Below are 20,104 nucleotides of genomic sequence, written 5' to 3'. Positions count from 1 at the left end.
TGAAGGCCGCCGAACGGCCGTCGCAGCGCTCACAACTGTCGCTCGACGGCTCTATCTCTTGGCTCAGCGGTTTATATGCAGCTCAACGCGACGGTTTTTCGCACGTCCTTCTTCCGTTTCATTGTCGGCAATCGGCTGACTTTCGCCCTTGCCTTCGCTGGTCACTTTGTTCGGCGCCACACCCTGGCTGATCAGGTATTCCGCCACGCTGCTGGCGCGTCGCTCCGACAAGGCCTGGTTATAGGCATCTGACCCCACGCTGTCGGTATGGCCGACCACCTTGATGCTGACCACATCGGCATCCTCGAACTGGCTCATCATCGCATCCAGTTCACTCTTGGCCGTCGGGGTCAAGTCGGATTGATTGAAGACAAACATCACATCGCTCAGCGTAATGACTTGAGTTTGCGCAGGCTCGGTCTGGACGCGGTCCGGGTACAGCGGCACCGGGCAACCGCGATGGTCGACCAGGGTATTGGCGGGAGTATCAGCGCAACGGTCACGCCGGTCGAAAACGCCGTCGCCATCTTCGTCGCCATCCTGGGCATAGCAGATCAAGCCGCCGGACAAGATACCCAGCGCCGCCCCACCCGCGGCCCAGGCACCACTCTCGATTGCGCCCAGGCCACCGCCGACCAGGCCGCCGATGAGGCTGCAGATTGGCCAGGTGCGTTGATTGAGGGGGGCAGTGCCATCGCTGTGGGTCGCGCAGCCGGTCAAGAGGCTGCCAAGTAGCAGAACCGGCAAGACGGTCCTTGTGAGAACGATCATATTGAAAGCTCCTGTGTCACCGGCCCATACCGGTTACACAGGAGTAAAGACCCGCATCCGCGACTGCACAAGGCGCGGATGCGAGGGGGGTTAACGCTGGATTTTGATTTCCGTACGACGGTTCTGTGCGCGACCGTCAGCGGTTTTGTTGTCCGCAACTGGCTGGCTTTCACCGGCACCGACCACCGACACGAAGTTGCTGCGAGGTACGCCTTGCTCGATGAGGTATTCAACCACCGAGTGGGCGCGTTTATCCGACAGTTTCTGGTTGTAGGCGTCGCTGCCCACGCTGTCGGTATGACCGGTTACGGTCAGTTGAGCAGTCGGGGCTTCGGCTTTCAGGCGAGTGGCAATCTTGTCGAGGACCTGTTTATCGGACGTGGTAAGCGTGGCTTTATCAAACTGGAAGTGAACATCGCGGATGACGATGGTTTCTTCCTTGACCACAACCGCCTCTTCGACCACAGGCGCTGGTGGTGGGCAACCGTTGGCATCGACATGAACGCCTTTAGGCGTGCCCGGGCACTTGTCGCGACTATCCGGCACACCATCGCCATCTTCGTCGCCATCACCGTGCACCCAGCAATAAGCCGCTGCCGTACCGCCAACGAGCAGAGCACCATACCCTGCCCATGCCGAGCTTTCGGTCGCACCGAGGCCCGCACCCACGACACCACCAACCGCCGCACAGGTCGGCCAGTCGGTTTTCTGCAAACCTGCGCAACCAGTCAACACACTGGTTAGCAGAACCAAGGGTAATGCTGTCCGAACTATGCTCATCTAGTTTTCTCCTGAAGGATCGGCTTAGAACCGATTCAGGTAGTAAAGACCCGAGTATTAATCTCCGCCAGCAATAGGCCATGCTGTTTATTCACGCATTAACGGAAGCTTGGCGCATTTGTCGCCAAGCTGCTCTAGGCCCGAACGTCCGGGCAGGCTAGTCTTGGCAGATCTGATAGAGGATCTTCGATGATTGCAGGTATTTCTTCACGCACGCCGCAGCAGGCACTGGCCGCATTACTTGACCGATATGCCCCCGCGCGCCTGTTGTTGATCGGCGCCAGCGAATTCCCGGCACTGGAAGCATTCAAACTCGCGCACCCGGACAGTTGCGTGGCTTTCGCGGTCCCAGGCCCATTGCCCGACGAGTTGGCGGCCCGCCGATTCGACCTGGCCCTGGTGGTCGATTGCCTGGAGCATTTGCCCAAGCGCGACGGCCTGAACCTGTTGGGCGGCATTCGCAACCTCAACGCCAGCCGCATCGCCGTGCTGGCGGATCTGCCGGCTTGTGGCTGGCAGGAAACAGATTTTTTCTCCCTGGCCCTGCAAGCCAGCGAACGCTTTCAACGGGATGAACAGGTATTGACCCTGTTTACCTACGATCTGCTTGAATACAAACAAGTCCCTGACTGGCTCAATTCGCGCTTCTGGGCCAATCCGGAAAACTTCGGGAAATACTGGTGGTAATGCAATGATCGCGGATTCCACAGCCGAATGCGGACGTTCCCAGATACCTGCGAAATTATGGCGAGTTAGTCTTGGTCCATGGAAAATCAGTGTTCGCCATTAATCTTTCGTGAACATACGCCTCAAACTGTTCGGCTGGCAGTGGCGGGGAAAACAGGAAGCCCTGGTAGGTCTGGCAGCCATGCTTGACCAGAAAGGTGCGCTGAGCTTCTGTCTCCACACCTTCTGCAATCACCGAAAGCCCCAATATCTGGCTCAGGCTCACAATCGCGCAGGCGATGGCGGCGTCGTTGGAATCAACCAGCACATCTCTGATGAAGGACTGGTCGATCTTGAGTTGATCCAGCGGAAGGCTCTTGAGGTATGACAGTGACGAGTAGCCGGTTCCGAAATCATCCAGCGAAAGGCCTATGCCGATCTCTTTCAACTCGATCATTTTGGCGACAGTACCTTCAATATCCTCTATCAGCAGGCCTTCGGTCAGTTCCAGTTTCAATTTCTTCGGATCGGCCCCCGTGCATCTCAGTACTTGCAGTACTTCCTCGACGAAGTCCGGATGGTGAAACTGGCGGGCGCTGACATTCACAGCCATACCCAATCGGGCGGTTTCCGAATGCTTTGCCCAGGCAACCAGTTGAGCGCAGGCTGCCTGCAGCGCCCAACGGCCTAGCGGCAGAATCAACCCCGTTTCCTCTGCCAATGGAATGAACTCTCCTGGAAACACGACTCCGCGCTCAGGATTCTGCCATCTCATCAGTGCCTCTGCGCCAATGATACGGCCCTCACTATTCACCTGCGGCTGGTAATGAAGAAGGAACTCGTTGTTCTGCAAGCCTTGGCGCAAGTCTACTTCCAGGCTGGCGCGTGCCGTGGCAACCGCCTGCATTTCCGGATCGAAGAAGCGCATGGTATTGCGGCCCGCCGCCTTGGCTCGATACATCGCCAGGTCAGCGCGCTTCATAATATCGTCCACTGTGCTCAGCTGCCCCTGGAACAGCGCAATGCCGAGGCTGGGGGTGCTGTGGTGCTCATAGCCATCCAACTGGTAGGAAATGTTCAGAGCGTCGAGAATCTTTTCGCCAACAGCCTTGGCCTGGATAGCTGCTTCTCGAGGGTTCTCATTAAGGCCATCCATCAGGACGACGAATTCGTCTCCGCCCAGGCGAGCCACGGTGTCGCTCTCGCGTATGCAGCCGCAAAGGCGCAGAGCAACTTGCTGCAGCAACATGTCGCCTCGGTCATGCCCCAGCGTATCGTTCAGTGCCTTGAAGTTATCCAGGTCAATGAGAATTATCGCGCTCGTATGCAGGCTACGGGAGCTGCCCGCCAGCAGATGCTGTAACCGGTCCAACATGAGCCGCCTGTTGGCCAGCCCGGTCAACTGATCGTAGAAAGCCAAACGCTGAACCTCTTGCTCAGCAGTCTTACGGTGGGTGATGTCAGTATTGATCGACAGAACGGATTGCGGCTGGCCATCATCGTCTCGCACCAGGGTTCGATGACTTTCGAGCGTGATGGTGCGGCCATCCCGGCGTCGAAGTGTAACTTCGTCCGCCCAGTCACCCGTTTCTATCAGGCTGTTAGTGGCCGCATTGAAAGCGGCGCTACCCTGGTAGATCAACTCCTGTGCCGATTTGCCGAGTGCCTCTTCCTTTGACAGACCGTAGAGACGCTCGGCACTTTTGTTCCAGTACAGGATGCGGTTATCCATCCCGTGAACGACAATCGCGTCCTGGGCCTTGTCCAGCAGCGATGCTTGCTGGCGGGCCTGCATCTCGCTTTCGCGCAGCACTGCCAGATAACCTTCCCTTTCCGCGGCTTGCGACTCCATTTCGCGTCTGATCTTGCCCCCATAGATAACGGCCGCACTGACCATCAACAGCACGAACACCATGATCGCGTATTCGACCCGGCGCAGTTCCTCGACCGACTCAAGCTCCTCCTCCAGGAGCTTGCTTTGAATCAGGCCAACGCGATCGCGCACGGTACTGAGTGAGGCGAGCAACAGGGCATACTTCCTGTCCATCGTCGCCATGCGTTTGCCGGCATTATCCGACTGCCCCTCCCTGAAGTAGGAAAAGATCAGCAAGGCCTCGTTCACCATTTCGACCATCGCGGCATCTACTGCACCCACCTCATCCTTCAATGCAAGGGTAAAGGCTTGTATATCTGCACTGTGTTCAGCCTCATGCGCGATCCGTTCTTCCAACTGTTTTTTGGCCATTGCCAAATGCTCGTTGAAGGCGCGCAAGGCTTCATTCATGTTCCGCGATTCGGCTTCAACATGATGTGTATCGAACACATTATTGCCCGGCGCATTGACTGTGGAAGCCAGGCTGCCCAGCGTTGAATAGCTCGACAGCTGTTGGACCCACGACTGGTTTGCCTTGATGGAGCGGTGATAGGTATCGACGATCAGGTGATTCAATAGCACGCTCAGCACAACAACCAGCACGTCGAATCCCGCTAGAAAAAAGTACATGCGGTGCCATTTGGTCGAGCGCGGCTTATTTGAACGGGTGGGTATGGCTTGCTTTGCGGCGCTTTTACTCCTGAAAAAATCCATTTCACAATCTCCAAACATAATCCTTCTAAATTGACCAATAGAAGCGGTATTCGGAAACCATTTAACCTCTTGTGCCGACACCTGAACCTGAGAACACACCGCAAGTAGCATTAGCCAAATCTTTCTCTATTCTGAATTCACGCTGGTTTTCGTGAGGGAAGCTCCCGAGACAATCAATCGCTACCAAAGCTATACATCTTGAGTGTCACGCCAACCAACTATTCGACACTAAGCAATGCATTTGGCGATGCTGATTTCATGGTGAAATTTTTTACTCTCGCAAGTGCCCAGCCGCACCGTAGTGAAATCGATTCGATTCTGAGTGATCCCGACGGATCCAGTCCAAACCCTGCGCCCGCAGGTGCAGGGCTTGCTCAATGTCTTCCCGAGTGTCGTTGCGGATTTGCGCCCCCGAACAGAGTGCTTCACGCAGAATAATCGGGTGACATAGGGCACGTTGCGGGTCATTTCCGCGCAACCTGCCGGACTGCCAGATCAGTTTCGACAGCAATCCAAGCATAGCCACTAATTTGCAATTATTCTGTTCGCCGACTGCTCCTGGTCGGTAGCAGCCCTTGATGGTCGGCCGCTTTCGGCCATGATCTGTAGTTCGCCGGCACCCACTTTTTGACAGCGGGCTGGCCACTCGCCCGCCAAAAAAAAGCGGACGCCCCCGCGCTCCGCGACGACTGCCTGATCGTTTCATTTAAAGCGGCAAGCCCGCGCCTTGACGCTGACTGTCATAGACTAATCTCCACCTCTGACGAACGCACAAATGAAGGGCTGCCATGGGATTGCAATGAGGCTGATTGGCAGTCGCTCACTTGCTCCACGCGCAAAAAATACGTAAACAATCAAATTAGGTAAGTGATTGATTTATGGAAGATAAAATACATATAACTGTTAACAAGGCTCCGGAATAACATGAGTACATCCATTTGCCCTTGCGGCAGCGGCACCCTGCTTGATGCCTGCTGCGGTCACTACCATGCCGGACACCCGGCGCCGTGCGCCGAAGCCTTGATGCGCTCGCGCTACAGCGCCTACGTGCTGGGGTTGGTCGACTATCTGGTGGCCACCACCCTGCCCGCCCAACAGGCTGGCCTGGACCGTCAATCGATCAGCGACTGGAGCGCGCAAAGTACGTGGCTGGGCCTTGAGGTGGAAAGCTCCGAAGTGCTGGGTGGCCAGCCTGAACACGCTTTCGTGACCTTCACCGCGCGGTGGCACGACAGCAGTGGCGAACACAGTCATCGAGAGCGCTCATCGTTCGTACAGAACACCGGGCGCTGGTATTTCATCGACCCGACCGTGCAACTCAAACTCGGGCGCAATGACCCCTGCCCGTGTGCCAGTGGACAGAAATTCAAGAAATGTTGTGCGGGTTACTTCAGCAGCTAGTCCGTGGAATGACTGCCCACCACGCAGGAGCTGTCGAAGGCTGCGATCCTTTGGGTCTAGACTGGGACTCAAGGGAGAACCACCACGATGATCATCCGCCGCTGCGCACTCTGTCTGCTCACCGTGTTCCTGACACTGGGACTCGGCGGCTGTGCGTCGTGGTTCGACGACGACCTGCCGGACCCCGAGGTCCATCTGGTGAAGGTCGAGGTGGTCAGCGCCAAACTGCTGGAACAGAAATTCCTCCTGCACTTTCGCATCGACAACCCCAACGACAGCGACCTGACGGTGCGCAGCCTGGAGTACCGCGTTCACCTGGGTGACATACTGCTGGCCGACGGCGAGTACGAACACCGGTTCACCATCAGCCCCAAGCACAGTGCCTACTTCAAGGTGCCGATCCGCACCAACCTGTGGTCCAAGGTCCGGGATCTGGCCAAACTGCTGAAAAAATCCGACCAACCCATTCCCTATCGTCTGGAAGGTGAACTGGAAACCGGTATATTCATCGCCCACTACGTGCACCTGGCGCGCAATGGCGTGATAATCGCCGCCGATTTAATTCCGGAGCAACACCGATGACCCAGCAACCCCATGTCCACGGCCCTGACTGCAACCACGATCACGATCATGACCATCACCACCATGATCACGACCACGGCCATGTCCACGGCCCAAACTGTGGCCACGCTCACCAGGAACCGGTGCGCAATGCCCTGAAAGACGTCGGCCGCAACGACCCGTGCCCATGCGGCAACGGCAAGAAATTCAAGAAGTGCCACGGCGCTTGATGCTTCGGGCGAAGACTTGCTTCGCCTGATGAACCGCCTTTCGCAAGCAGGCTCGCTCCCACACTCGATCTACGCCAGACAACGGTTCTGTGTATCCAGGTCCCCTGTGGGAGCGAGCCTGCTCGCGAAAGCGGTGTGTCTGACAACGATGATGTTGAACGCGAGGCTCGCTCCCAAAGTTTTTTTCAGTCAGCCTTTAATACGCCTGCCGTGCTGACCACCGTCGCATACTCGCCGTGCAGGTTCCCCAGCGACATCGCATGCACCTCTTCGGCGCCATGGGCATGGCCGAAAAAATCAGCCTTGTCGAAGGTAAAGCACGCATCCTCGGCTACCCAGGTATCAAACCCCAGGTTGCCCGCGGTGCGCGCCGTGGACTCCACCGAGTTGTGGGTCGCGACGCCCACGATGATCAACTGCCCGATCCCCGCCTCGCGCAACTGCGTCTCCAGCCCCGTCGAACAAAACGCATCCGGCACCTGCTTCTGGATCAAGCGCTCACCGGCCATTGGCGCGAACCGCTCCTGAAACTCCACCCCCGACTGCTGCGGCCAGAACACCGAGTCCTCCGAGCGGGACAGGTGCTGCACATGGATCACCGGCCGAGCTGTGCGCCGCCAATGAGCGAGCAATTCCAGCATGCGCTCTTCGGCCTGAGGATTATTCCTGCGGCCAAGCCTGGGGTGAAGGATGCCTTTTTGCTGATCGATAATGATCAGTGCCGCGTTTGCCTTGAGCTCCATGCCGACTTTTCTCCAGGATTGTTGACTGTGTCTCGCACTTCAACATCACGGGTTACGGGTGACAAGCCACCCTTGAGAGTCAAAAGATCGCAGCCTTCGGCAGCTCCTACGGAGATACGCCGATCTTTGACAAATCCTGAAATAACCTCTTACCCCGCTTGCGCGGCCATCGCCTGCTCACTAACGTAGCGCCTTTATTGCGCCACCACCCCGCAGGAGCTTTGCCATGGCCTCGCCAGCCCTTACTCATTTTCTACCCCGGTTCGGCGTTGCCGCAGCAGTGGCGGGCGTCTTGAGCCTGACCGGTTGTCAGAACTTCAATGCCCAGGACACCCTCCCGCCGACCTCCGGCGTGCAACCGCTCAAGGGCCTGGCGCAGAACGTTTCGGTGCGCCGCAATGCCATGGGTATGCCGCTGATTGAAAGCAACAGCTTCCACGACGCGCTGTTCACCCTCGGTTACGTGCATGCCAGCGACCGAATCACGCAGATGGTCACCCTGCGCCTGTTGGCCCAGGGCCGATTGGCCGAGATGCACGGTGCGGACCTGCTGGATGCCGACCGTTACATGCGGGCGGTCAACCTGAAGAAAAGTGCCGGCGAGTTGTACAAGGCCTCTTCGCCGCGCCTCAAGCGTTTCTTCGAAGTCTATGCGCGGGGCGTCAACGCCTACCTGTTCCGCTACCGCGACAAACTGCCGGCGGACCTCGCGGCCACCGGCTACCAGCCTGAATACTGGCAGCCGGAAGATTCGGCGCTGATTTTCTGCCTGCTGAACTTCAGCCAGTCGACCAACCTGCCGGAAGAGATTTCCTCGCTGGTACTGGCCCAGACCGTCACCACCGACAAACTGGCGTGGCTGACGCCGTCCGCCCCCGACGAAAAACTGCCGGTCGCCGAGAGCGAAAAACTCCAGGGCCTCAAGCTCAACGGGCAAGTACCGGGCCTGGCCGAACTCAGCAAAGCCACGGGACAACTGTCGGACCTCAACCTGCTGGGCGCCACCTCGTCGAACAACTGGGCCATCGCCGCGCAACGCAGCCGCAGCGGCAAGAGCCTGTTGGCCAGTGACAGCCACGGCCCGCTGGGCGTGCCTTCATTGTTCAGTTACGTGCAGATTCGCGCGCCGAAATATCAGGCGTCCGGCGTGACCATCGCGGGCCTGCCGATGGTGCTCGGTGGTTTCAACGGTAAAGTGGCGTGGAGCATGGCGTCCGTGATGGGCGACAACCAGGACCTGTTCCTGGAGAAGATCAAGCGCCAGGGCAACGGGCTTACCTACGAAAACGCCGGGAAGTGGCAGCCGGCAATCGTGCGCAACGAAACCTATTTCGTCAAAGGCCAGCGGCCGATTCGCGAGGCGGTGTACGAAACCCGCCATGGCCCGCTGCTCAACAGCGCCCAGGGCACCACGCTGGCCAATGGTTTCGGCCTGGCCTTGCAGATGCCGAACTTCACCGACGACAAGTCCCTGGACGCGTTCTTCGACCTGTCCCGCGCCCAGAGCGCCGAGAGAGCTTCGGATGCCAGTCGCGAAATCCGCGCCATCGCACTGAACCTGGTGTTTGCCGACGCGAGCCACATCGGCTGGCAGGTCACCGGCCGCTACCCGAACCGCCGCGAAGGCGAAGGCCTGCTGCCCTCGCCGGGCTGGGAAGGTCGCTACGACTGGGACGGTTATGCCGACCCGATGTTGCACCCGTACGACCAGGACCCGGCCCAAGGCTGGCTCGGCACCGCCAACCAGCGGGTCATTCCCCATGGCTACGGCATGCAGCTGTCCAACTCCTGGGCTGCTCCGGAGCGCGGCGAGCGCTTGGCCGAACTGGCCGGCGCAGGCAAACACGACAGCCGCAGCCTGATCGCCATGCAGTACGACCAGACCACGACCTTCGCGGCCAAGCTGAAGAAAATGTTCGAAGCGCCGGGCATGTCCCAGCCACTCAAACAAGCCATCGACGCCTTGCCGGCGGCCGATCGCGCCAATGCACACGAAGCCTACAGCCGCTTGCTGGCGTTCGATGGCAAACTCAGCCCGACTTCCACCGATGCGGCCATCTACGAACTGTTCCTGCAGGAAAGCACCCGGCAGATCTTCCTCGATGAACTGGGCCCGGATAGCAGCCCGGCGTGGAAGGCCTTTGTCGCCGATGGCAAGTTGTCCTACGCGGCCCAGGCCGATCACTTGCTCGGACGTGAGGACAGCCCGTTCTGGGATAACGTGCGCACCGCGCAGAAAGAAGACAAACCGGCCATCCTCGCGCGCAGTCTCGCCGCAGCGATCAGCGCCGGCGACAGTCAGTTGGGCGGCGATCACAAGGCCTGGCAGTGGGGCAAACTGCATCGCTATGAGTGGAAGAACAGCAGCGGCCAGACGGTACGCGGTCCGCTGCCGGCCGGTGGCGATCACACCACACTCAACACCGCCGCATTCGCCTGGGGCCAGGACTTCAACACCACGCTGGCGCCCGCCATGCGCTTTATCGTCGACTTCGGCCAGTCCGAACCGCTGATGGCGCAGAACGGTACCGGTCAGTCCGGCAATCCGGCCAGTGCGAACTACCTCAACAGCATCGAACCCTGGCTCAAGGGCCAGTACATGAGCCTGCCGATGCAGCCGCAGAACTTCGACAACGCCTATGGCAAGAATCGACTGACGCTGACACCCGGCAAGTAACGCTGATCCCTGTGGGAGCGGGCTTGCTCGCGAAAGCGGACTGACATTCAAAGTAATTGTTGAATGTTCAATCGCTTTCGTCGGAACGCCGCCCGGAGCAAGCCCGCTCCCACACTCGTATTTCATCCGCCCATAAGCCCGATAGAACTTCTCGCCCCGCGCCGACCTCATACCTAACAAGTCTCTCCACTCTGGCAACGCCATGGACCTTGTTATCTCGCGTCCCGAAGGTTTGTACTGCCCTGCCGGCGACTTCTATATCGATCCGTGGCGACCGGTCGAACGTGCCGTGATCACCCACGCCCACGGTGACCACGCCCACGCCGGCAATCTGCACTACCTGGCGGCAGCGCCCGGCGAGGCCATTTTGCGCGTGCGACTGGGCCAGGACATCAACCTGCAAACCCTGCGCTACGGCGAACGCCTGCTGCATCACGGCGTGTTCCTCAGTTTTCATCCCGCCGGCCACGTACTCGGCTCGGCACAGGTACGACTGGAATACGGTGGAGAAGTCTGGGTGGCCTCCGGGGACTACAAGACCGAGCCCGACGGCACTTGTGCAGCGTTTGAACCGGTACGCTGCGACACCTTCATCACCGAGTCGACCTTTGGCCTGCCGATCTACCGCTGGCAACCTCAGCTACAGGTGTTTGCCGAGATCAATCAATGGTGGCAAGCCAACGCGGCTGTCGAAAAAACCAGCGTGCTGTTCTGTCATTCTCTCGGCAAGGCCCAGCGCATTCTCCATGGCATCGACGCACGACTGGGCCCCATTCTCGTGCATGGCGCCGTGCAACCCATCAACCGGATCTACCGCGAAGCGGGGGTTCATTTACCGCCCACGATGGATGCCGCCGACATCAAAAAGAGCGACCCGATGATGCGCAAGGCGCTGGTGCTCGTGCCGCCTTCGGCGGCGAACAGCAGCTGGATGCGTCGCTTTATCGATTACAGCGATGGTTTCGCCAGTGGCTGGATGCGTTTGCGCGGAACACGTCGGCGGCTCGGTGTAGACCGAGGTTTCGTCCTGTCCGACCACGCCGACTGGCCAGGTTTGCTGTGGGCCATCGAACAGACCGGTGCCGAACGGGTCATGGTGACCCATGGATCGAGCGGCGCACTGGTACGCTATTTGCGCGAGCAGGGGCTTGATGCCATGGCGTTCGATACCCGATACGGTGAAGACGAAGAAGACCCCGCCCTCGCCGAGGTACTGCCATGAAGGCATTCGCTGAGCTGTATGCCAGGCTCGACGCCTCGACATCGAACAATGCGAAACTGGCGGCGATGCAAAACTACTTCGCCGAGGCTGCACCGGAGGATGCCGCATGGGCGGTGTACTTTCTGTCGGGAGGACGCCCCCGGCAATTGGTACCTGTGCGGGTACTGCGCGAACTCGCGGTGGCGCTTTCCGGTTTGCCACAATGGCTGTTCGAAGAGAGTTACCAGGCCGTCGGTGACCTCGCGGAAACCATTTCGCTGATCTTACCGCAAGCGCCGCACCGATCAACCGATGGGCTGGCCACGTGGGTGGAGGACAAGCTGTTGCCACTGCGCGGCGAAACACCGCAATCCCTCGCGCAAAAGTTACCGCAGCTGTGGGCGCAACTGGATCGGGAAAGCCTGATGGTCTGCATCAAACTGATCACCGGCAGCTTTCGCGTCGGGGTGTCCAAATTACTGGTCACCCGCGCCCTGGCAGCCATGGCCCGTCTCGACAGCAAACGCGTGGCGCAGCGGCTGGTGGGTTACACCGATCAGGCTCACCGTCCCAGCGCCGCCAGCTACCTGAAACTGATCGCCGCCGAATCCCCGGATGAGCATGCCCAGCGTGGCGGCCAGCCCTACCCGTTTTTTCTCGCCCATGCCTTGTCGTCGCCCGTGGAACAATTCGAAGTGCTGCTCGGTCCTGCACGGCACTGGCAGGCGGAATGGAAATGGGATGGCATTCGCGCCCAGGTGATCAAGCGCGGCGGGCGACTGTGGATCTGGTCGCGGGGTGAAGAGTTGGTCACCGAACGCTTCCCTGAACTGGACAGTTTGATTCTGGGCCTTCCCGACGGGACAGTGATCGACGGCGAGATCGTCGCCTTGAGATCTGCGCCAACCGGCACCGAAAAGGCTTTTGAGCCCGCAGTGCAACCTTTCGCCCTCCTGCAACAACGAATCGGTCGCAAGACCCTGGACCGGAAAATCCTCGATGAAGTCCCGGTGGTGCTGCTTGCCTTCGATTTGCTCGAATGGCAGGGAGAAGACTGGCGCAACCGGAGTCAGGCCGAGCGTCGTGCACAACTGGAACGGGTGGCCGGTGACTGCGCCAACCCTCGTTTGCGTCTCTCGCCATTGTTGACTGGCGACACCTGGCTCGACCTCGCCCGCCAGCGCCAGGCATCCCGCGCCCTCGGTGTCGAAGGCCTGATGCTCAAGGCGCGCGATGCCCTGTACGGCGTCGGCCGGACCAGGGACATGGGCGTGTGGTGGAAATGGAAAGTCGACCCGTTCAGCGTTGACGCCGTGTTGATCTATGCGCAACGGGGGCAAGGGCGCCGGGCCAGCCTCTACAGCGACTATACGTTCGCCGTCTGGGACGGCCCGCCAGAGGCCAGTGAACGCACCCTGGTGCCGTTTGCCAAAGCTTACTCAGGGCTAAGCGATGACGAAATCCGCCAGGTCGACAGCATCGTGCGCAAGACCACCGTGGAAAAGTTCGGCCCCGTGAGCAGCGTCCAGCCAAGCCTGGTGTTTGAATTGGGCTTTGAGGGAATCGCCCTCTCCCGTCGTCACAAGAGTGGCATTGCCGTGCGCTTTCCACGTATGTTGCGCTGGCGCAAGGATAAGTCGGTCGACGAAGCCGACAGTTTGACGACCCTGCAAAATCTGCTCAGCTAACCCTTCTATCCGTCCTCAAATATTTTTCTTTTTGAGTCGAACTGGTGCGGCCATTTCCCTGCGCCCGTTTTCGTGCATAAATCTGTCTCCGGTTATTTCCAGACACCTTTTAAACGCTTGTTCGGCACTCTGGTTCGGAAATTGCTACTTTCAACAGGTCTTACGCTTTCCAGTAACAATAATTCTGCGCCACGAGCGCTCATATTGGTTTTAGGGATTGAATAATGAAAAAAGCATTGCTGACCCTTTCTGCACTGGCATTGTGCATGGCTGCGGGCTCCGCCATGGCGAAAGAATACAAAGAACTGCGTTTCGGCGTTGACCCTTCCTACGCACCGTTCGAGTCGAAAGCGGCCGATGGCAGCCTGGTAGGCTTCGACATCGATCTGGGGAACGCGATCTGCGCTGAACTGAAGGTCAAGTGCAAGTGGGTCGAAAGTGACTTCGATGGCATGATCCCTGGCCTCAAAGCCAACAAATTCGACGGCGTGATCTCGTCGATGACCGTTACCGAAGCCCGTGAAAAAGTCATCGACTTCTCCAGCGAGCTGTTCTCCGGCCCAACCGCCTACGTGTTCAAGAAAGGTTCTGGCGTGACTGAAGACGTCGCCTCGCTCAAGGGCAAGACCGTCGGCTACGAACAAGGCACCATTCAGGAAGCCTATGCCAAAGCCGTTCTGGACAAGGCCGGCGTGAAAACCCAGGCCTACGCCAACCAGGATCAGGTCTACGCCGATTTGACTTCCGGTCGTCTCGATGCAGGGATCCAGGACATGCTGCAAGCCGAACTGGGCTTCCTGAAGTCGCCACAGGGCGCCGACTACGACGTCAGCAAGCCAGTCGACAACGCTTTGCTGCCAGCCAAGACAGCTATCGGCATTAAGAAAGGTAACACCGAGCTGAAAGCACTTTTGGATAAAGGTATCAAAGCGTTACACGATGATGGCACCTACGCCACCATTCAGAAGAAACACTTTGGCGATCTGAATCTGTACAGCGGCAAATAATGCCCGGCGCCCATCTCGCGATGGGCGCTTTTTTCATCCGATCAGGTTGCTGATTTATGTTCGAAAACCTATTAGAAAATCTGGGGCTCTCTGCCTTCAGCCTCAAGGGCTTCGGTCCGCTGCTGATGCAAGGCACCTGGATGACGATCAAGTTGTCGGCGTTGTCGCTGTTGGTGGCCGTGTTGCTCGGGCTGCTCGGGGCCAGCGCCAAGCTGTCAAAAGTCAAACTGATGCGCGTGCCTGCCCAGCTCTACACCACCCTCATTCGCGGCGTTCCGGACCTGGTCCTGATGCTGTTGATCTTCTACAGCCTGCAAACCTGGCTGACCTCCTTTACCGATTACATGGAATGGGAATACATCGAGATCAACCCGTTCAGTGCCGGGGTCATCACCCTGGGCTTCATCTACGGTGCGTATTTCACCGAAACCTTCCGTGGCGCGATCCTCGCCGTCCCACGGGGTCAGGTCGAAGCGGCCACCGCCTATGGCCTCAAGCGCGGCCAGCGCTTCTGGATCGTAGTGTTCCCGCAGATGATGCGTTATGCCCTGCCGGGGATCGGTAACAACTGGATGGTGATGCTCAAGGCCACCGCCCTGGTGTCGATCATCGGTCTCGCCGACCTGGTCAAGGCTGCCCAGGACGCCGGTAAAAGTACCTATCAGCTGTTTTACTTCCTGGTGCTTGCGGCATTGATCTACCTGGTGATCACCAGCGCGTCCAACTTCATTCTGCGCTGGCTTGAGCGTCGTTACTCCGCCGGTACCCGGGAGGCCGTACGATGATCGAACTTCTGCAGGAATACTGGAAACCCTTCCTCTATAGCGACGGCAACAACATCACCGGCCTGGCCATGACCATGTGGCTGCTCAGCGCGTCGATCTTCTTCGGTTTTCTCGTGTCGATCCCGCTGTCCATCGCCCGTGTATCGCCGCACTTCTACATCCGTTGGCCGGTGCAGTTCTATACCTACCTGTTCCGTGGCACGCCGCTCTATATCCAGTTGCTGATCTGTTACACGGGGATCTACAGCCTGGCCGCCATTCGGGCCCAGCCAGTACTGGACGCATTCTTTCGCGATGCGATGAACTGCACGATCCTGGCCTTCGCCCTGAACACCTGCGCCTACACCACGGAGATTTTCGCCGGGGCAATCCGCAGCATGGCCCACGGTGAAGTGGAAGCGGCCAAGGCTTACGGCCTGACAGGCTGGAAGCTGTATGCCTACGTGATCATGCCGTCGGCCCTGCGTCGCTCGTTGCCGTACTACAGCAACGAAGTGATTCTGATGCTGCACTCGACCACCGTGGCCTTCACCGCGACCATCCCGGACATCCTGAAAGTGGCGCGGGACGCCAACTCGGCGACATTCCTGACCTTCCAGTCGTTCGGCATCGCCGCGCTGATCTACCTGACCGTCACTTTTGCGCTGGTCGGCCTGTTCCGCCTTGCCGAACGCCGATGGCTGGCCTTCCTCGGGCCGACCCACTAGGTCTCAACCTGCTTCAGGAACAACAGATGCGCCACCAGAAACATGACCTGCTGGCCCCGCTGCCGGGGACCGCACGACAGATCCACAGTTTTCACTTCGGCCCACAACCGGCCAACGGCAAGATCTACATCCAGGCCTCCCTGCACGCCGACGAAATGCCCGGCATGCTGGTGGCCTGGCACCTCAAGCAACGCCTGGCAGAGCTGGAAGCCGCCGGTCGCCTGCGCAGCGAAATCGTGCTCGTGCCCATCGCCAACCCGGTGGGCCTGGAACAGGTACTGATGGATGTGCCGCTGGGCCGCTACGAGCTGGAAAGCGGCCAGAACTTCAACCGCTGGTTCGTCGACCTCAGTGAAGAAGTCGGCAACGCGATCGAGGGCAAGCTCGGTGACGATCCGCAGCGCAACCAGCAACTGATCCGCAGCAGCCTGCGCGAAGCGCTGGCCCGGCAGTCTGCCGACACCCAACTGCAATCCCAGCGCCTGACCCTGCAACGACTGGCCTGCGACGCCGACATGGTGCTCGACCTGCATTGCGACTTCGAAGCGGTCGCGCATCTGTACACCACCCCGGATGCCTGGCCGCAGGTCGAGCCGCTGGCCCGTTACATCGGCGCCGAAGCCAGCCTGCTGGCGACGGACTCTGGCGGTCAGTCGTTCGATGAATGCTTCACCCTGCTGTGGTGGCAGTTGAAAGAGCGCTTCGGCGAACACTTCGACATTCCACCGGGCAGTTTTTCGGTGACCGTCGAATTGCGCGGTCAGGGCGACGTCAATCATCCGCTGGCGAGCCGCGATTGCCAGGCACTGATCGATTACCTGATCCATTACGGCGCGATCGCCGGCGAATCCGCGCCCCTGCCCGACCTGCCCTATCCGGCGACCCCGCTGGCCGGTGTAGAGCCGGTAGCCACGCCTGCTGGTGGGCTGCTGGTGTTCACCGCGCTGCCGGGGCAATACCTGGAAGCCGGGCAATTGATCGCCGAGATCATTGATCCGATCAACGATCGCGTCACTCCCGTCCACTGCTCCGCCGCCGGGCTGATGTACGCCCGCTCGCTGCGTCGCATGGCCACTGCCGGCATGGTGATCGCCCACGTCGCGGGCACCGAAGCCTATCGCAGCGGCTATCTACTTTCGCCTTGAGGATGCACGCCCCATGTACAAATTGACCATCGAAGGCCTGCATAAAAGCTATGGCGACCATGAAGTCCTCAAAGGTGTTTCGCTCAAGGCCAAGACCGGCGACGTCATCAGCCTGATCGGCGCCAGCGGCTCGGGTAAAAGTACCTTTCTGCGTTGCATCAACTTCCTGGAACAACCCAACGACGGCGCCATGAGCCTCGACGGGCAGAACATCCGCATGATCAAGGATCGCCACGGCATGCACGTGGCCGATGCCGAGGAACTGCAGCGGATTCGCACACGCCTGGCCATGGTGTTCCAGCACTTCAACCTGTGGAGCCACATGACGGTGCTGGAAAACATCACCATGGCGCCGCGCCGGGTGCTGGGCTGCGACAGGAAAGAAGCCGAGGACCGCGCCCGACGCTACCTCGACAAGGTGGGGCTGGCTTCCCGTGTGGCGGACCAATACCCGGCGTTCCTGTCCGGCGGTCAGCAACAACGGGTGGCGATTGCACGCGCACTGGCCATGGAACCGGAAGTCATGCTGTTCGACGAACCGACCTCGGCGCTGGACCCGGAACTGGTGGGCGAAGTGCTCAAGGTGATTCAAGGCCTGGCCGAAGAGGGCCGGACCATGATCATGGTGACCCACGAAATGAGCTTTGCCCGCAAAGTATCGAGCCAGGTGCTGTTTCTGCACCAGGGCCTGGTGGAGGAAGAAGGTGCGCCGGAAGACGTGCTGGGTAACCCGAAAAGCGAGCGGTTGAAGCAGTTCCTCAGTGGCAACCTGAAATAACCACCGGCAGGAAGAGTGGAAGCCGGCTTGCCCGGCTTCCACCATCCATCAACCGTTATGCCCCCGCTTGGTTTTCCAACCTGAAACTGCCATTTCTCACTTGCAGACCACTAGCGTCCGTCCCGCTGAAGCGTCCGGCAAACTCCGCGTCACCGCCCACCGTCAACTCGAGCGTTCCTGGATAAAGCTCAGCCTCCGAGTTACCGGTCACATGGATGACCTTGGGAGTTGTCCCGCTGGGCTCCAAGCTGAAGCTGCCACTCTGGATGCCTATCGGCAAGTACACTAAAAACGCTGTCCCCTGACCGTTATCCGCCTCAATGCAATGCGCATTTAACGTCGGATAAAAATTGAGTCCATCCATTACGCGAAACTGCGTGGAGCCGTCTGTCCTGATGACCTCGGCACTCATATGTCCCGATCGATTTGCACTCATCTGAATGTTCCTTTTCATATTCGTAGTTAACTGCCCGATGCCCCTGTTAAAGACACCAGGCACGTAGCTCCCAGATAGAACCACGACAGTGCCTGTCGATTGGTTTCCACGACAGACACAGTTACTTCCGAATTTGTGCAGGCCGATTCAGACGCTACGTTCGTGAATGGCAAAAACAGGTGCGGATCCGCTTGATGAAGACACCCACTGCCGTTCACCGAACATGAATGGCGGACATCGAAAATCAGGCAACAGGCGCAGGCGGCGGCTCATCCGGCAGGGTGGGTTCTCCCGGCTCGTTGGGCTGCTCGTTCGGGGTATCAGGATCAGGCTGGCCGGGGATGCCCCCTGCCATGCTGACGGGCGGATGTGCCAATAACGACCAGGCCAGAACGCCAACCTGATTGGGTTCAAGCCTTGCCAGTTCGGCACTGATTCGCGGATCGATCTTCATTCGGCGCTCCTGGGCGATGGCCCGACCCGCCTTGCGCAGATCGGAACAGTACACTCCATAGAGTGTACGCCCGCCCAGGAATTCCCGACATTTGTCGGACGGTTGACTCAGGTGCGCGGCAGGGTCACGCCACGCTGGCCCTGATACTTGCCGCCACGGTCCTTGTAAGACACTTCACACTCTTCGTCCGACTCGAGGAACAGCATCTGTGCCACGCCTTCGTTGGCGTAGATTTTCGCCGGCAGATTGGTGGTGTTGGAGAACTCCAGGGTCACGTGACCTTCCCACTCAGGCTCGAGCGGCGTGACGTTGACGATGATGCCGCAGCGCGCGTAGGTGCTTTTACCCAGGCAAATGGTCAATACATTGCGCGGAATGCGGAAGTATTCGACGGTGCTGGCCAGGGCGAAGGAGTTCGGCGGAATGATGCACACGTCGCTGTGGATATCGACGAAGCTGCCGGCATCGAAGTTTTTCGGGTCGACGATGGCCGAATTGATGTTGGTGAACACCTTGAAATGATTGGTGCAACGCACGTCGTAGCCGTAGCTCGACACGCCGTAGGAGATCACACGGCTATCGTCGCTGCCACGCATCTGGCGCTCGACGAAAGGCTCGATCATGCCGTGTTCCTGCGCCATGCGGCGAATCCACTTGTCCGATTTGATGCTCATGGCGGGTGTCCTGAATTGCGAGGTCGAAAAATTCTGTCCGGCATCTTACCGGGCGCGCCGCCGGGTTCAAAGTCCGGGGTGCAATTCTCGCCGAACAGGCAGGAATTACGCGCGTTGGCGACGAACCGTCACACCGCCGATCCTTAAAACAGAGAAACCTTCGCAAGAAGCATTGGCACGTCCCGGAAAAAGGGTTAAGGTGGCGTCACTGTGCTGCTTGTGTCACTGAGAATCTCTACACGATATGTTGAATTTCGATCCAACCATCTACAAGAATTTTTCCTGCTCTTTGCACTCAGTCTCGGCCAGGGTTCTTCCTGAGTCGCAGTTATCTTTGTTCAAGGAGTTACACCATGTCTAATCGCCAAACCGGTACCGTTAAGTGGTTCAACGATGAAAAAGGCTTCGGCTTCATCACCCCACAATCCGGTGACGACCTGTTCGTTCACTTCAAAGCTATCCAGTCCGACGGCTTCAAAAGCCTGAAAGAAGGCCAACAGGTTTCTTTCATCGCTACCCGCGGTCAGAAAGGCATGCAAGCTGAAGAAGTTCAAGTTATCTAACTTGTACTTGCTTTAGTAAAAAGCCCCGCCCTCAACAGCGGGGCTTTTTTGTGCCTGTGTGTTTTTCACAGGTAAAAAAGATCGCAGCCTGCGGCAGCTCCTACAGGGTATGCATAACACCCCTGTAGGAGCTGCCGTGTAATGGTCGAACATTTTTGGACCATGATGTAGGAGCATCGATTTAAGGACGCATCATGGGATATCGGGTTGTTACATCTGAGGAAAAAGCGGAAGCCATCCGCTTGGTAGT

20 protein-coding genes are annotated in these 20,104 nt (G+C 58.7%); 13 read left to right on the top strand and 7 right to left on the bottom strand.

The genetic code is table 11. The features are described 5' to 3' along the window. Nucleotides 1-63: 63 nt before the first annotated feature. Together KW846_RS22965 and KW846_RS22960 are read right to left on the bottom strand one after the other, a co-directional pair. A complete protein-coding gene (locus KW846_RS22965; protein WP_007971629.1) occupies nt 64-771 on the bottom strand; it encodes an OmpA family protein in 708 nt (235 codons plus the stop codon). 90 nt (nt 772-861) lie between these two features. Beyond that, nucleotides 862-1,551 (bottom strand): OmpA family protein, encoded by a 690-nt coding sequence (locus tag KW846_RS22960; RefSeq protein ID WP_218485548.1) that lies wholly within the window; start codon nt 1,549-1,551, stop codon nt 862-864. Nucleotides 1,552-1,740: 189 nt separating this feature from the next. Here KW846_RS22960 and KW846_RS22955 point away from each other — a divergent pair, with 189 nt between their 5' ends. After that, nucleotides 1,741-2,238 carry a DUF6231 family protein gene (locus KW846_RS22955; RefSeq protein WP_218485546.1) on the top strand — a complete coding sequence of 166 codons (498 nt, stop codon included), beginning with the start codon at nt 1,741-1,743 and terminating at the stop codon, nt 2,236-2,238. Nucleotides 2,239-2,293: 55 nt separating this feature from the next. On the opposite strand, the gene KW846_RS22950 is transcribed toward KW846_RS22955, so the two are convergent. Beyond that, nucleotides 2,294-4,804, bottom strand: coding sequence for a bifunctional diguanylate cyclase/phosphodiesterase (locus tag KW846_RS22950; protein WP_218485543.1), 2,511 nt, complete (start codon nt 4,802-4,804; stop codon nt 2,294-2,296). 924 nt (nt 4,805-5,728) lie between these two features. Between KW846_RS22950 and KW846_RS22945 the strand changes: the two genes are divergently transcribed. The 3 genes from KW846_RS22945 to KW846_RS22935 all read left to right on the top strand — a co-directional run bounded on the left by KW846_RS22945 (nt 5,729) and on the right by KW846_RS22935 (nt 6,996). After that, nucleotides 5,729-6,205 carry a YchJ family protein gene (locus tag KW846_RS22945; protein WP_104450640.1) on the top strand — a complete coding sequence of 159 codons (477 nt, stop codon included), beginning with the start codon at nt 5,729-5,731 and terminating at the stop codon, nt 6,203-6,205. Nucleotides 6,206-6,292: 87 nt separating this feature from the next. After that, on the top strand, nt 6,293-6,787 hold the full coding sequence (locus KW846_RS22940) for an LEA type 2 family protein (protein WP_218485541.1): 495 nt from the start codon (nt 6,293-6,295) through the stop codon (nt 6,785-6,787). Continuing rightward, nucleotides 6,784-6,996, top strand: a complete 213-nt coding sequence (locus tag KW846_RS22935; RefSeq protein ID WP_015093814.1) for an SEC-C metal-binding domain-containing protein — start codon at nt 6,784-6,786, stop codon at nt 6,994-6,996. The genes KW846_RS22940 and KW846_RS22935 overlap by 4 nt, the downstream gene beginning before the upstream one ends. 185 nt (nt 6,997-7,181) lie before the next feature. Here KW846_RS22935 and KW846_RS22930 read toward each other — a convergent pair whose 3' ends face one another. Then, nucleotides 7,182-7,739 carry a cysteine hydrolase family protein gene (locus tag KW846_RS22930; RefSeq protein WP_218485539.1) on the bottom strand — a complete coding sequence of 186 codons (558 nt, stop codon included), beginning with the start codon at nt 7,737-7,739 and terminating at the stop codon, nt 7,182-7,184. 226 nt (nt 7,740-7,965) lie between these two features. Between KW846_RS22930 and KW846_RS22925 the strand changes: the two genes are divergently transcribed. The 8 genes from KW846_RS22925 (at nt 7,966) to KW846_RS22890 (ending at nt 17,727) form a co-directional block, all read left to right on the top strand. Beyond that, entirely contained in the window at nt 7,966-10,416 is a 2,451-nt protein-coding gene (locus tag KW846_RS22925; RefSeq protein ID WP_218485537.1) for a penicillin acylase family protein, read from the top strand. Between the two features lie 202 nt (nt 10,417-10,618). Continuing rightward, nucleotides 10,619-11,638: a ligase-associated DNA damage response exonuclease gene (locus KW846_RS22920; RefSeq protein WP_218485535.1), complete on the top strand. Its 1,020-nt coding sequence runs from the start codon at nt 10,619-10,621 to the stop codon at nt 11,636-11,638. Next, on the top strand, nt 11,635-13,305 hold the full coding sequence (locus KW846_RS22915) for an ATP-dependent DNA ligase (RefSeq protein ID WP_218485533.1): 1,671 nt from the start codon (nt 11,635-11,637) through the stop codon (nt 13,303-13,305). Before KW846_RS22920 ends, KW846_RS22915 begins: the two co-directional genes overlap by 4 nt. Nucleotides 13,306-13,529: 224 nt before the next feature. Next, the gene (locus KW846_RS22910; protein WP_007971645.1) at nt 13,530-14,312 is read left to right on the top strand and encodes a transporter substrate-binding domain-containing protein; all 783 of its coding nucleotides are present in this window, start codon (nt 13,530-13,532) and stop codon (nt 14,310-14,312) included. Between the two features lie 56 nt (nt 14,313-14,368). Further along, complete coding sequence (locus KW846_RS22905; RefSeq protein WP_007971646.1) at nt 14,369-15,097, top strand: ABC transporter permease; 729 nt, start codon at nt 14,369-14,371, stop codon at nt 15,095-15,097. After that, complete coding sequence (locus KW846_RS22900; RefSeq protein ID WP_007971647.1) at nt 15,094-15,804, top strand: ABC transporter permease; 711 nt, start codon at nt 15,094-15,096, stop codon at nt 15,802-15,804. Before KW846_RS22905 ends, KW846_RS22900 begins: the two co-directional genes overlap by 4 nt. Before the next feature lie 26 nt (nt 15,805-15,830). Continuing rightward, on the top strand, nt 15,831-16,949 hold the full coding sequence (locus KW846_RS22895) for a succinylglutamate desuccinylase/aspartoacylase family protein (protein WP_218485532.1): 1,119 nt from the start codon (nt 15,831-15,833) through the stop codon (nt 16,947-16,949). A gap of 13 nt (nt 16,950-16,962) precedes the next feature. Beyond that, a complete protein-coding gene (locus KW846_RS22890; RefSeq protein ID WP_007971649.1) occupies nt 16,963-17,727 on the top strand; it encodes an ABC transporter ATP-binding protein in 765 nt (254 codons plus the stop codon). A gap of 55 nt (nt 17,728-17,782) precedes the next feature. On the opposite strand, the gene KW846_RS22885 is transcribed toward KW846_RS22890, so the two are convergent. The 3 genes from KW846_RS22885 to dcd all read right to left on the bottom strand — a co-directional run bounded on the left by KW846_RS22885 (nt 17,783) and on the right by dcd (nt 19,291). Continuing rightward, entirely contained in the window at nt 17,783-18,163 is a 381-nt protein-coding gene (locus KW846_RS22885) for a hypothetical protein (protein WP_256356836.1), read from the bottom strand. 244 nt (nt 18,164-18,407) lie between these two features. Further along, complete coding sequence (locus KW846_RS22880; RefSeq protein ID WP_033047523.1) at nt 18,408-18,617, bottom strand: hypothetical protein; 210 nt, start codon at nt 18,615-18,617, stop codon at nt 18,408-18,410. A 107-nt stretch (nt 18,618-18,724) separates the two neighbouring features. Beyond that, nucleotides 18,725-19,291 carry a dCTP deaminase gene (gene dcd, locus KW846_RS22875; RefSeq protein WP_007940589.1) on the bottom strand — a complete coding sequence of 189 codons (567 nt, stop codon included), beginning with the start codon at nt 19,289-19,291 and terminating at the stop codon, nt 18,725-18,727. A 353-nt stretch (nt 19,292-19,644) separates the two neighbouring features. Here dcd and KW846_RS22870 point away from each other — a divergent pair, with 353 nt between their 5' ends. Beyond that, a complete protein-coding gene (locus KW846_RS22870; protein ID WP_002554837.1) occupies nt 19,645-19,854 on the top strand; it encodes a cold-shock protein in 210 nt (69 codons plus the stop codon). The last annotated feature ends 250 nt before the right edge of the window (nt 19,855-20,104 follow it).

Origin of the sequence: Pseudomonas sp. PDM32, assembly GCF_019219225.1 — a bacterium.
Taxonomy (GTDB): Bacteria; Pseudomonadota; Gammaproteobacteria; order Pseudomonadales; family Pseudomonadaceae; genus Aquipseudomonas; species Aquipseudomonas laurylsulfatiphila.
This window is presented reverse-complemented; position numbering and strand designations above follow the sequence as displayed.